Origin of the sequence: Janthinobacterium sp. (genome assembly GCF_031995485.1) — a bacterium.
In the GTDB taxonomy this organism is placed as follows: Bacteria; Pseudomonadota; Gammaproteobacteria; order Burkholderiales; family Burkholderiaceae_D; genus Janthinobacterium.
Genome location: NZ_DAMAGB010000025.1, coordinates 19696 through 31729 on the forward strand (window position 1 = coordinate 19696; position 12034 = coordinate 31729).

At 63.2% G+C, this 12034-nt stretch carries 11 protein-coding genes; 10 read left to right on the forward strand and 1 reads right to left on the reverse strand.

Annotation, left to right across the window (positions count from 1 at the left end):
- Positions 1 to 66: 66 nt before the first annotated feature.
- From pyrC to RTQ46_RS14960, 6 genes are all read left to right on the forward strand, one after another.
- Entirely contained in the window at positions 67 to 1131 is a 1065-nt protein-coding gene (gene pyrC, locus RTQ46_RS14935; RefSeq protein ID WP_312437733.1) for a dihydroorotase, read from the forward strand.
- A 6-nt stretch (positions 1132 to 1137) separates the two neighbouring features.
- Complete coding sequence (locus tag RTQ46_RS14940) at positions 1138 to 1947, forward strand: DUF3025 domain-containing protein (protein WP_312437735.1); 810 nt, start codon at positions 1138 to 1140, stop codon at positions 1945 to 1947.
- Positions 1948 to 1980: 33 nt separating this feature from the next.
- Complete coding sequence (locus tag RTQ46_RS14945) at positions 1981 to 2979, forward strand: Gfo/Idh/MocA family oxidoreductase (protein ID WP_312437736.1); 999 nt, start codon at positions 1981 to 1983, stop codon at positions 2977 to 2979.
- Positions 2976 to 4184 carry an MFS transporter gene (locus RTQ46_RS14950; protein WP_312437737.1) on the forward strand — a complete coding sequence of 403 codons (1209 nt, stop codon included), beginning with the start codon at positions 2976 to 2978 and terminating at the stop codon, positions 4182 to 4184. Before RTQ46_RS14945 ends, RTQ46_RS14950 begins: the two co-directional genes overlap by 4 nt.
- Entirely contained in the window at positions 4184 to 4309 is a 126-nt protein-coding gene (locus RTQ46_RS14955; RefSeq protein ID WP_312437738.1) for a hypothetical protein, read from the forward strand. Before RTQ46_RS14950 ends, RTQ46_RS14955 begins: the two co-directional genes overlap by 1 nt.
- Positions 4310 to 4465: 156 nt before the next feature.
- Positions 4466 to 4957 carry an REP-associated tyrosine transposase gene (locus tag RTQ46_RS14960; protein WP_312437740.1) on the forward strand — a complete coding sequence of 164 codons (492 nt, stop codon included), beginning with the start codon at positions 4466 to 4468 and terminating at the stop codon, positions 4955 to 4957.
- 46 nt (positions 4958 to 5003) lie between these two features.
- Here RTQ46_RS14960 and recG read toward each other — a convergent pair whose 3' ends face one another.
- Positions 5004 to 7115 carry an ATP-dependent DNA helicase RecG gene (gene recG, locus RTQ46_RS14965; protein ID WP_312437741.1) on the reverse strand — a complete coding sequence of 704 codons (2112 nt, stop codon included), beginning with the start codon at positions 7113 to 7115 and terminating at the stop codon, positions 5004 to 5006.
- 176 nt (positions 7116 to 7291) lie between these two features.
- On the opposite strand from recG, the gene queA reads away from it, so the two are divergent.
- The 4 genes from queA (at position 7292) to secD (ending at position 11958) form a co-directional block, all read left to right on the forward strand.
- The gene (gene queA / locus RTQ46_RS14970; RefSeq protein WP_312437742.1) at positions 7292 to 8347 is read left to right on the forward strand and encodes a tRNA preQ1(34) S-adenosylmethionine ribosyltransferase-isomerase QueA; all 1056 of its coding nucleotides are present in this window, start codon (positions 7292 to 7294) and stop codon (positions 8345 to 8347) included.
- A gap of 1 nt (position 8348) precedes the next feature.
- Positions 8349 to 9488, forward strand: a complete 1140-nt coding sequence (tgt, locus tag RTQ46_RS14975; protein WP_312437743.1) for a tRNA guanosine(34) transglycosylase Tgt — start codon at positions 8349 to 8351, stop codon at positions 9486 to 9488.
- A gap of 237 nt (positions 9489 to 9725) precedes the next feature.
- Positions 9726 to 10013: a preprotein translocase subunit YajC gene (gene yajC, locus RTQ46_RS14980; protein ID WP_312437803.1), complete on the forward strand. Its 288-nt coding sequence runs from the start codon at positions 9726 to 9728 to the stop codon at positions 10011 to 10013.
- Between the two features lie 79 nt (positions 10014 to 10092).
- Positions 10093 to 11958, forward strand: coding sequence for a protein translocase subunit SecD (secD, locus tag RTQ46_RS14985; protein ID WP_312437744.1), 1866 nt, complete (start codon positions 10093 to 10095; stop codon positions 11956 to 11958).
- Positions 11959 to 12034 lie beyond the last annotated feature (76 nt).

The following is a 12034-nucleotide window of genomic DNA, read 5'->3' on the forward strand; positions in this document are numbered from 1 at the left end:
CCGCAAAGACAGCCTGGCGGCTGGTAAAATGGCGGCATCCGCAATGACCGCCCGAAAGCAGCCGCCATGTCCACACCCGATCAGACCCCAAGCGCCGTTCCTTCCTCGATTACCATCACCCGCCCGGATGACTGGCACCTGCACCTGCGCGATGGCGCCACCATGGCCAGCGTGCTGCCGCACAGCGCGCGCCAGTTCGGCCGCGCCATCGTCATGCCGAACCTGAAGCCGCCGGTCACCACCACGGCCGATGCCAGCGCCTACCGCGAGCGCATCCTGGCCGCCGTGCCGGCCGGCGTGAAGTTCGATCCGCTGATGGTGCTGTACCTGACGAACAACACCTCGCCCGACGAAATCCGCCGCGCGCAGGACAGCGGCATCGTGCAGGCCGTGAAACTGTATCCGGCCGGCGCCACCACCAATTCCGACCTGGGCGTGACCGACCTGAAGAACTGCTACAAGGTGCTCGAAGTAATGCAGGAAGTGGGCATGCCCTTCCTGGTGCACGGCGAAGTGACCGATCCCGAGATCGATATTTTCGACCGCGAAGCCGTCTTTATCGAACGCGTGATGCGCCCGCTGCGCAGCAGCTTCCCGGCTTTGTCCGTGGTGTTCGAACACATCACCACCAAGGATGCGGCGCAGTACGTGGCCGAAGCGGAAGGCCCGATCGCCGCCACCATCACCGCGCACCACCTGCTGTACAACCGCAACGAGATATTCAAGGGCGGCATCCGCCCGCACTACTACTGCCTGCCGATCCTGAAACGCGAAGAACACCGCCTGGCCCTGATGACGGCGGCCGCCAGCGGCGACGAGCGCTTCTTCCTCGGTACCGACTCGGCGCCGCATGCGCAGGGCGCCAAGGAAGCGGCCTGCGGCTGCGCCGGCTGCTATACGGCCCTGCACGCGATGGAGCTGTATGCCGAAGCGTTCGAACGCGCCGGCGCGCTCGACAAGCTGGAAGCGTTTGCCAGTTTCCACGGCCCGGCTTTCTACGGCCTGCCGCGCAATACCGGCACCATTACCCTGAAACGCGAAAGCTGGACCCTGCCGGACTCGCTGCCGCTGGGCGACAGCCATGTGGTTCCGCTCAATGCCGGCGAGCAGATCAACTGGAAGATGGTGTAAGCACCGATGCTGCCATCGATAGACTGGACCCGCCCCTGGTATGCCACGGTGCTGCCGGCGCGGGGACGGCTGGATCTGCAGCGCCATACGGTGATCGAAGCGCTGAACCTGCAGGCGCGCGCGCTGGACTTGCGCAATCCGTCCGGCCTGCCGCTGGGTTTCGTGCCGCAGGCCGACCTGCCCGAGGGCGTGGCGTATGAAGAGTTCATCGGCGCCACCGGCGGCGTGCCCACGCGCGACAACCTGCACGACTTTTTCAATGCGCTGGTGTGGCTGACCTTCCCGCGCATCAAGCGGCAGTTGAATGCGCTGCAGGCGGCGCAGATCGCGCTGTCGGGCGTGGGAAAATCGCGCGGCCCCGCGCGCGACGGCGCCACGATTTTCGATGAAAATTCGGCGCTGCTGGTGCTGCGCGACAGCGACAGCGGGCGCGCGCTGGAAGCGGCGCTGCGCGGCCATGACTGGCACAGCGTGTTTGTCGAACAGCGCGACAAGTTCAGTCCCGGCGGCGACGCCGACGTGTGGCTGTTCGGCCACGCGCTGATGGAAAAACTGGTGGCACCCTACAAGGCCATCACGGCGCATACGCGCGTGGTGTTTGCCGGCGACGCCTATTTTGCGCGGGACGAGATGGCGCGGCGCGCCTGGCTCGACCAGCAGGTGGCAGACGACCTGGCGCGGCAGGGCTTGACCACGGCCGACTTCACGCCGCTGCCGGTGCTGGGCATTCCCGGCTGGAGCGAGCAGCAGGACCAGGCGTTTTACGATGACACGGCGGTGTTCCGGCCAAAGCGCAAGCCGTCAAACGACAACTGACAAGCCGCAGCAGCGGCGCATGGAGACAGACGCATGGACAAGGTAATTCGGTGGGGCATACTCGGTACCGGCAAGATCGCCCAGGCGATGGCGACGGCCTTGCGCGATGTGCCCGGCGCCCAGCTGGTGGCGGTCGCCTCGCGCACGCGTGAGAGTGCCGAACGATTCGGCGCGCAGTTCGCTATTGAACGCTGTCATGCCTCGTACCAGGCGCTGGCCGATGACGCCGGTGTCGATGTCGTGTATATCGCCACGCCGCACACGCTGCATGCCGACAACGCTCTGATGTGCCTGGCCGCCGGCAAGCACGTGCTGTGCGAAAAACCGTTCACCATGAACGCGCGCGAGGCTCAAACCGTCGTCAAGCTGGCGCATGAAAAGCAGCTGTTTTTGATGGAAGCCATGTGGAGCCGTTTCCTGCCTGCCGTGCAGGAAGCGCGGCGCCTGATCGCCAGCGGCGCGATCGGCACGCTGCAGCAGCTGCAAGCCGATATCGGCTTTATCGCCGATTTCCCGCCTGAACACCGGCTGCTCAATCCTGCGCTGGGGGGCGGCGCGCTGCTCGACATCGGCATCTATCCGCTGTCGATGGCCGCCTTCTTTCTGGGGCCGGTGACGCAGGTGCAGACCCTGGCCGAAATGGGCCCGACCGGCGTCGACGAGCAGGCCGTGTTTTCGCTGCTGCACCAGGGCGGCGGCAGTTCATCGTGCGCCTGCACCATGCGTGCCTTGAGCCCAACGGAACTGACGATTACCGGCACCCTGGGCCGCATCCGCCTGCCGGGCCGCTTCTACAAGCCCGATCACCTGATTGTCGAACCGATGCATGGCGAGCGCCGCGTGGTGGCCGCGCCATACCTCGGCAACGGCTACACGCACGAGGCGATGGAAGCGATGCGCTGCATCCGCGCCGGCCTGCTGGAAAGCCCCTTGATGCCGCATGCGGAAACACTGGACCTGATGGCGGTGCTCGACACCATGCGCGCGCAGGTGGGCCTGGTGTATGACGCCGACCGCAGCGTGGCGGCATGACTGCCGCTTCGCGTCCCAGCCTGAAAACCGTCCTGATCGCCAGCGGTGTCGTCTTGACGCTGGCGATGGGCGTGCGCCATGGCCTGGGTTTCTGGATGCAGCCGATCTCGCAAGCGAATGGCTGGACGCGCGAAACCTACTCGCTGGCGCTGGCCATGCAGAACCTGATGTGGGGCGTGTTCGGCCCGTTTGCCGGCATGGCGGCCGACCGCTTCGGTACCATGCGCGTCGTCATACTCGGTTCCATCAGCTATATGGCCGGCCTGGTGTGGATGGCGGTGGTGACCGAGCCGACACTGTTCATTATCGGCTCGGGCGTGTTGATCGGCCTGGCGCTGGCCTGCACCGCGTTTGGCGCCATCAGCGGCATTATCGGACGCAGCGCGCCGCCCGAGCAGCGCTCGTGGGCCTTCGGCATTTCGTCGGCGGCAGGCTCGTTCGGCCAGTTCCTGATGATGCCGATCGAGCAGCAACTGATCTCCGCCATCGGCTGGCAGAACGCCTTCTATACGCTGGCCGCGCTGGTGGTGGCGGCCATGATCCCGATGGCGTTCTGCCTGCGCGAGCCGCCCGTCAGTCATGGCGGCGGCGCGCAGCAAAGCGTGGGCGAGGCGTTCGGCGAAGCGATCGGCAACCGCTCGTTCTGGCTGCTGCTGGCCGGCTATTTCGTGTGCGGCTTCCAGCTGGTGTTTATCGGCGTGCACCTGCCGGCATACCTGAAAGACCATGGCCTGATCAATCCGAATATCGCGGTGACGGCGCTGGCGCTGATTGGCCTGTTCAATATCTTCGGCTCGTATTACGCGGGCAAGCTGGGTGGCAAATTCGCCAAGCGCCACCTGCTGGCCGCCATCTATCTGGCGCGCGCGGCCGTCATCGCCCTGTTCCTGGTCGCACCCCTGTCGGCATGGTCGGTATACATTTTTGCCGCCGGCATGGGCGTACTGTGGCTGTCGACCGTGCCGCTGACGAACGGCATCATCGCCGGCATCTTCGGCGTGCGCCATCTGTCGATGCTGGCCGGGATGGTGTTCTTCTCGCACCAGGTGGGCAGCTTCCTGGGGGCGTGGCTGGGTGGCTTTTTGTACGAGCGCACGGGCAATTACAACGCGGTGTGGCTCATCACCATCGGCCTGGGCCTGCTGGCCGCGCTGATCAACCTGCCGATCGACGAACGCGCCGCCCGGCGCGCGGTGGCGGCCTGATGGCCACGCGGCGCATGTGGCTGTGGAGATTGGCTGGCGCCGTGGTGCTGGCGTTTGTATTCATGGCGTATCTGCGGCCGGACTTCATGCTCGACCTGGCGAACCGGTTCTGGATGTGCATGTAGATTGTCGGGCCACAAATGGCATGCTGCAAAGTCGGATTATGCTGAACGTCGGATTACGCTACGCTAATCCGACCTACCCGACCTACCCGTCATATTCGCGTAGGTCGGATTAGGCCAAAGGCCGTAATCCGACAACACCCGACAACACCCGAACCCATGCGATACCGACGCTCCTTCCAGCCAGGCGGCAGCTTTTTCTTTACGGTGGTGACGTCGCATCGCCGGCCCGTTTTTGCTTCGGCAACTGCCGTCGCCCTTCTGCGCGAGTCGTTTCGAGCGGTACGCAAAGCGCGCCCGTTCGATATCGACGCCATCGTCATCCTGCCCGATCACCTGCACTGCATCTGGACCCTGCCCGATGGCGATGCCGATTTCATGACGCGCTGGCGGCTCATCAAAACGTGGTTCGGCAAGCATGCCGAAATCAGGAATATCTGGCAGCAGCGGTACTGGGAGCATGTGCTGCGCGATGAACGCGATGTTGAACATCACGTCGACTCTATCCATTTCAATCCGGTCAGGCACGGGCTGGTTGACAGCGTCGTTGACTGGCCGTATTCCAGTTTTCACCGGTATGTGGCGCGGGGGATTTATAGAGCGGATTGGGGTGGGGAGTTTTTGGAGAGGGTGGGGGTGGGGAGCGAATGATGTCAACACAGTTGTCGGATTACGCTGCGCTAATCCGACCTACGGCCTACACCTTGAGGAATTCTTCCTTGTTGCCCAGCCAGCGCGCCAGGTGGGCTTCCACGGTGGCGATGCTGACAGGATCGGTGGCGTGCAGCAGGTCGTGCGCCACGTCGCGCGCCTGGTCCACCAGCCATTGATCCGTTTCCAGGTCGGCAAAGCGCAGCATGGCCTGGCCGGACTGGCGCGCGCCGAGGAATTCGCCGGGGCCGCGGATTTCCAGGTCGCGGCGGGCGATTTCAAAGCCGTCGGTGGTTTCGCGCATGGTCATCAAACGCTGGCGCGCCACGCCGCCCAGCGGGCCTTGGTACAGCAGCAGGCAGACGCTGGCGGCCGAGCCGCGGCCGACGCGCCCGCGCAGCTGGTGCAGCTGCGACAGGCCGAAGCGCTCGGCATGCTCGATCACCATCAGCGAGGCGTTGGGCACGTCAACGCCCACCTCGATCACGGTGGTGGCCACCAGCACGTGCAGCTGGCCGGCGATAAACGCGTCCATCACTTCCTGCTTTTCGGCCGGCTTCAGGCGGCCGTGCACCAGCCCCACCTGCAGCGCGGGCAGCGCTTCGGCCAGCATCATGTAGGTGTCGGTGGCCGTTTGCAGCTGCAGCGCTTCCGACTCCTCGATCAGCGGGCAGACCCAGTACACCTGCCGGCCTTCGAGCGCGGCCGCATACACGCGGGCGATCACTTCGTCGCGCCGGTTCTGGTCGATGGCGCGCGTGACGATCGGGCTGCGGCCGGGCGGCAGCTCGTCGATCACCGACACTTCCAGGTCGGCATAATAAGTCATGGCCAGCGTGCGCGGAATCGGCGTGGCCGACATCATCAGCTGGTGCGGCACGGCCGCGCTGTCGCCCTTGTTGCGCAGGGTCAGGCGCTGGCCGACGCCGAAGCGGTGCTGCTCATCGACGATCACCAGGCCCAGTTTCGCAAACTGCACGTTATCCTGGATCAGCGCATGCGTGCCGATCACCAGCTGCGCTTCGCCCGATTCGATCAGGGCCAGCGAGGCCGTCTTTTCCTTTTTCTTCAGGCTGCCCGTCAGCCAGGCCACTTTCACGCCCAGCGGCTCCATCCAGGCGGCGATCTTGCGGAAGTGCTGCTCGGCCAGGATCTCGGTCGGTGCCATCAATGCGGCCTGGTAGCCGCTGTCGATCGCCTGCGTGGCGGACAGCGCCGCCACCACCGTCTTGCCGCTGCCGACATCGCCCTGCAGCAATCGCTGCATCGGATATGGCTGGCGCAGGTCGGCGCGGATTTCATCGAGCACGCGCGCCTGCGCGCCCGTCAGCTTGAACGGCAGCGCGGCCTGAAACGCCATCGACAGGCTGCCGACAAAGGGCAGGGCGGCGGCGCCCTTCGAGCGGCGCGCGTATTGGGCGCGTTTGAGCGACAGCTGTTGCGCCAGCAGCTCATCGAACTTCATGCGCACCCAGGCCGGATGCGAGCGGTCCATCAGCGCGCTCTCGTCGATCTGCTGCGGCGGATAATGCAGCAGGCGCACGCAGGACTGGAAGGGCGCGAGCTGCATCTGGCGCAGCAGCGAGTCGGGCAGGGTATCGGTCCAGTCGATGCGCTTCATCGCATCGCTGATTGCCCGGCGCAGCACATGCTGCGACAGCCCTTCGCCGGACGGATACACGGGCGTCAGGGCCGTGGGCAGCGGCGCGCCCTCGTTGACGACCTTGTAGACCGGATGCACCATCTCGGCGCCAAAGAATCCATGCTTGAGTTCGGCGCGCGCGCGCACCCGCGTGCCTTCGGCCAGCTGCTTGACCTGGCTGCCGTAGAAGTTCATGAAGCGCAGCAGTAAATCGCCCGTCTCGTCGGCGATGGTGACCAGCAGCTGCTTGCGCGGCTTGAAGCTCACTTCGCATTTGGTGACCACGCCTTCGACCTGCCACGATTCGCCGCCGCGCAGACAGGCGTCGCGTATGGTGTACACCTTGGTCTCGTCCTCGTAGCGCATCGGCAGGTGCAGCACCAGGTCCATATCGGTGCGCAGGCCCAGCCGCGCCAGCTTCGTTTCCGTGCTGACCACTTTCTTGACGGCTTTGGGCTTCTGGGCAGGCTTGGGCGCAGGCGGCAGATCTGGCGTTGCGGACGTGAAATCAGGCATATAGGATGTTTTGTTGCCGCTAGCGTAAAATAGAGGGTTGTCCGGCACACCCTGTGCATACCGCAGAAACAATATTGCGGCGGATTATTGTAATGCCTGTATGGGCGCACAGTATAGTGCCACACGCCGCATTGCGCACTCCTAATCATAGTTGACGTACTTTTCAAGCAAAACGCATGTATTCGCTTTCCGATTTCGATTTCAATTTGCCGCAAGAAAATATTGCGCAAACTCCCCTGGCCGAACGCAGCGCGTCGCGCCTGTTGCACCTGGACGGCGACACCCTGTTTGACCGCAGCTTTGCCGATATCGTCAACCTGCTGCAGGCGGGCGACCTGCTGGTGATGAACGATACGCGCGTATTGAAGGCGCGTTTCTTCGGCGTCAAGGAAAGCGGCGGCAAGATCGAGGCGCTGGTCGAGCGCGTGCTCGATGAGCGCACCGTGCTGGCCCAGGTGCGCGCCTCGAAGTCGCCGCCACCGGGCTGCCGCATCCGCCTGGCCGACGCCTTTGACGTCACGGTCGGCCAGCGCGCCGGCGAATTTTTCACCCTGCACTTCGAAGCCGACGTGTTCGAGCTGATCGAAGCGCACGGCCGCCTGCCGCTGCCGCCGTATATCGAGCACGATGCCGACGAGTTCGACGAAACGCGCTACCAGACGGTCTTCAACAAGGTGCCGGGCGCCGTTGCCGCGCCCACCGCCGGCCTGCATTTCGACCAGGCCCTGCTCGACCAGCTGAAGGCAAAAGGCGTCCACTTCGCCTATGTGACCCTGCACGTGGGTGCCGGCACCTTCCAGCCCGTGCGCACCGAGGTGCTGGCCGAACACAAGATGCATACCGAGTGGTACACCATGCCGCAGGAAACCGTGGACGCCGTGCGCGCAGCGCAGCAAGCCGGGCGCGACGTGGTGGCGGTCGGCACCACCAGCCTGCGCGCGCTGGAATCGGCCTCGCAAAGCGGCCAACTGGAAGCGGGCAGTGCCGATACGGCCCTGTTCATCACGCCCGGCTATCAGTTCAAGACCGTCACGCGCCTGATTACCAATTTCCATTTGCCCAAGTCCACTCTGCTGATGCTGGTGTCGGCGTTTGCCGGCTATCAGCCGATCCGTACCGCGTATGCGCATGCGATCGCCCAGAACTACCGTTTCTTCAGCTATGGCGACGCGATGCTGCTCACCACGCAATCGCGCGCTCCGTTGAATATCACCCCTTCCGTGAAAGACTGACATGCTGGAATTTACTTTACTCAAGACCGACACGAGCGGCTTGACCAAGGCACGCCGCGGCACCTTGAAACTGAACCATGGCGTCGTGCAGACGCCGATCTTCATGCCGGTGGGCACCTACGGTTCCGTCAAGGCGATGTCGCCGCTGGAACTGAACGAGATCGATGCACAGATTATTTTGGGCAATACGTTCCACCTGTGGTTGCGTCCTGGCAACACCGTGATGGAAAAATTCGGTGGCCTGCACGGCTTCATGGGCTGGAACAAGCCGATCCTGACCGACTCGGGCGGTTTCCAGGTGTTCTCGCTGGGCGCCATGCGCAAGATCACGGAAGAGGGCGTGCATTTCAATTCGCCCATCAACGGCGACAAGCTGTTCCTGTCGCCGGAAGTGTCGATGCAGGTGCAGCGCGTCTTGAATTCCGACATCGTGATGCAGTTCGACGAATGCACGCCGTATGAAATCCAGGGTCGCCCGGCCACGCTGGAAGAAGCGGCCAAGTCGATGCGCATGTCGCTGCGCTGGGCGCAGCGCTCGAAGGACGAGTTCCACCGCGGCGAAAACCCGAATGCGCTGTTCGGCATCGTGCAGGGCGGCATGTTCGAAATGCTGCGCGACGAGTCGCTGGCCAAGCTCGAAGAGATCGATTTCCCCGGCATTGCCATCGGCGGCCTGTCGGTCGGCGAGCCGAAGGAAGACATGATGCGCATGCTGGCCCACGTCGGCCCGCGCCTGCCGGCCAACAAGCCGCACTACCTGATGGGTGTCGGCACGCCGGAAGACCTGGTGGCTGGCGTGTCGAACGGCATCGACATGTTCGACTGCGTGATGCCGACCCGCAATGCGAGGAATGGCTGGCTGTTTACGCGCTTTGGCGACATCAAGATCAAGAACGCCAAGTACAAGGAAGACCAGGCGCCACTCGACGAGACCTGCAGCTGCTACGCCTGCCGCAATTTTTCGCGCGCCTATCTGCATCACCTGCACCGCTCGAAGGAAATCCTCGGCGCGCGCCTGAACACCATCCACAACCTGCATTACTACCTGGACCTGATGCGCCAGATGCGCGAAGCGCTCGATGAAGACCGTTTCCATGCATTTACGCTGCAGTTCCATGCGGAACGGGCACGCGGAGCTTAAGAAATCCTTAGAGCAACGGCAACATCGGCCAGGCCGTATGTTTTCTGTCTTGCCGCTTGGTGGGGGCGGGAAAGCATTGCATAATGCTTTTTTAGCCCCATTTGAAGCTGCCATGCCTGCATTTGGGCAGGGCAGACGACAGCCGATGCTAGAATACAGCGCTATTTTTCCAAACTGATTAGAACTGGAGTCACCGTGTTTTTCATTTCCAACGCTTACGCCGCCCCTACCGATGCCATGGGCCTCGGCGGCAACCTGACCAGCTTTTTGCCACTGGTATTGATGTTCGTGGTCATGTATTTCCTGATGATCCGTCCACAGCAAAAACGCGCCAAAGAACAGCGGGCAATGATGGATGCGCTGGCCAAGGGTGACGAAGTCGTCACCGCCGGTGGCATGCTTGGCCGCGTTGTCAAGGTAGTGGACGCTTACGTCACCATCGAAGTGGCCACCAACACCGAAATCACGGTGCAAAAGAGCTCCATCACCACCTTGCTGCCCAAAGGCACCCTGAAGGCGCTGTAATCCTGCTCCGGGGTGGCCACCCGCCGCCCCTTTGATGCCTCCGACGCCTCCGACGCTCAACACTGAACGCTGAATCAATATGAATCGCTACCCTGTCTGGAAATACATACTCATCGCCGTCGCCTTATTGCTGGGCATACTTTATACGGTGCCCAATTATTTCGGTGAATCACCGGCGTTGCAGGTAACCAGCGGCAAGTCTACCGTCAAGGTGACCAGCGAGCTGATGACGCAAGTCGAGCAGGTGTTGACGAAAGAGAACGTCAAGTCCGAGGCCATCACCTATGACGGCGTCGGCAATCTCGCCTCCGTGCGCGTGCGCTTTGCCGATCCCGATACCCAGTTCAAGGCCAAGCTGGTGCTGGAAAAGGATCTGAACACGGATCCGACCGACCCGACCTATGTGGTGACGGTCAACCTGCAGGCCAATACGCCGCACTGGCTGCAAAAAATCCATGCCCTGCCGATGTTCCTGGGCCTGGACTTGCGCGGTGGCGTGCACTTCCTGATGCAGGTCGACGCGAAAGCCGTGCTGACCAAAAAGGTGCAGGGCATCCAGTCCGCCGCGCGCAGCATACTGCGTGACAAGAATATCCGCCATGCCGGCATCGACCGCGTGGGCGACAGCATTGAAATCAACTTCCGCGACGCCGATACGCGCCTGAAGGCCAAAAATACCCTGTCCGACCAGATGAGCGAACTGGCGTTTGCCGACACCGGCAGCGGCAGCGACCTGAAACTGGTGGTGACCCTGAAACCGGCCGCCCTGAAAGCGACCGTCGACGAAGGCGTGAAACAGAATATCTCCACCCTGTCCAAGCGCGTCAACGAGCTGGGCGTGGCCGAGCCGCTGATCCAGCAGCAAGGTCCTGACCGCATCGTGGTGCAACTGCCTGGCGTGCAGGACGTGGCCCGCGCGAAAGCCATCATCGGCCGCACCGCCACCCTGGAAGTGCGCCTGGTCGACGAAACCATCGTGCCGGGCACCGAAATGTCGAGCGCGATTCCATTCAACTCCGAACTGTTCACCGTCGGCAAAGGCGTACCCGTGGTGCTGTCGAAAGACGTGATCCTGACCGGCGACTATATCTCCAGCGCCACCGCCAGCTTCGACCAGAACCAGCAGGCAGCCGTCTCGATCGACCTGAACGGCGACGGTGGCCGCAAGATGCGTGAAGCGACCCGTGAACGCGTGGGCAAGCGCATGGCCATCGTGCTGTTCGAAAAAGGCAAGCCGGAAGTCCTGTCGGTTGCCACCATCCAGCAGGAACTCGGTTCGCGCTTCCAGATTACCGGCATGGGCGGCGCGGAGAACGCCAACGAACTGTCGCTGCTGCTGCGCTCGGGCGCCCTGTCGGCGCCGATGACGGTGATCGAAGAACGCACGATCGGACCGCAACTGGGCGCGGAAAACATCGCCAAGGGCCTGCATTCGACCATGTACGGCTTCCTCGCGATCGCCATCTTCATGATCGCCTATTACATGATGTTCGGCGCCTTCAGCGTGCTGGCCCTGGCCTGCAACCTGCTGCTGCTGATCGCCCTGCTGTCGATGATCCAGATCACCCTGACCTTGCCTGGTATTGCCGCAATTGCGCTGGCGCTGGGCATGGCGATTGACGCCAACGTGCTGATCAATGAACGTATCCGTGAAGAGCTGCGTGCCGGCAGTACGCCGCAGGCGGCGATTGCCGCCGGCTTCGACCGCGCCTGGGCCACCATCCTGGACTCGAACGTCACCACCCTGATCGTCGGCGTGGCGCTGCTGGCCTTCGGCAGCGGTCCCGTGCGCGGCTTTGCCGTGGTGCACTGCCTGGGCATCCTGACCTCGATGTTCTCGGCCGTGTTCGTGTCGCGCGGCGTGGTCAACCTCTGGTATGGCCGCAAGAAAAAGCTGACCACGCTGTCGATCGGCACGGTCTGGGTACCAGGCCTGAGCAAATAAGCCAGCCCATCCTGCCAATAGCGTCATAGCGAAAGCGTCCGGTGGCCCAGCCGCCGGACGCACAGAATAGAACTCA

Bases quoted from the DNA above. Each gene is read 5' to 3' on its own strand.
- RTQ46_RS14955 (WP_312437738.1), top strand. From the start codon at position 4,184: ATGGCCACGCGGCGCATGTGGCTGTGGAGATTGGCTGGCGCCGTGGTG.
- recG (WP_312437741.1), bottom strand. From the start codon at position 7,115: ATGCCTGATTTCACGTCCGCAACGCCAGATCTGCCGCCTGCGCCCAAG.
- tgt (WP_312437743.1), top strand. From the start codon at position 8,349: ATGCTGGAATTTACTTTACTCAAGACCGACACGAGCGGCTTGACCAAG.
- queA (WP_312437742.1), top strand. From the start codon at position 7,292: ATGTATTCGCTTTCCGATTTCGATTTCAATTTGCCGCAAGAAAATATT.
- RTQ46_RS14945 (WP_312437736.1), top strand. From the start codon at position 1,981: ATGGACAAGGTAATTCGGTGGGGCATACTCGGTACCGGCAAGATCGCC.
- yajC (WP_312437803.1), top strand. From the start codon at position 9,726: ATGGGCCTCGGCGGCAACCTGACCAGCTTTTTGCCACTGGTATTGATG.
- RTQ46_RS14950 (WP_312437737.1), top strand. From the start codon at position 2,976: ATGACTGCCGCTTCGCGTCCCAGCCTGAAAACCGTCCTGATCGCCAGC.
- RTQ46_RS14940 (WP_312437735.1), top strand. From the start codon at position 1,138: ATGCTGCCATCGATAGACTGGACCCGCCCCTGGTATGCCACGGTGCTG.
- pyrC (WP_312437733.1), top strand. From the start codon at position 67: ATGTCCACACCCGATCAGACCCCAAGCGCCGTTCCTTCCTCGATTACC.
- secD (WP_312437744.1), top strand. From the start codon at position 10,093: ATGAATCGCTACCCTGTCTGGAAATACATACTCATCGCCGTCGCCTTA.
- RTQ46_RS14960 (WP_312437740.1), top strand. From the start codon at position 4,466: ATGCGATACCGACGCTCCTTCCAGCCAGGCGGCAGCTTTTTCTTTACG.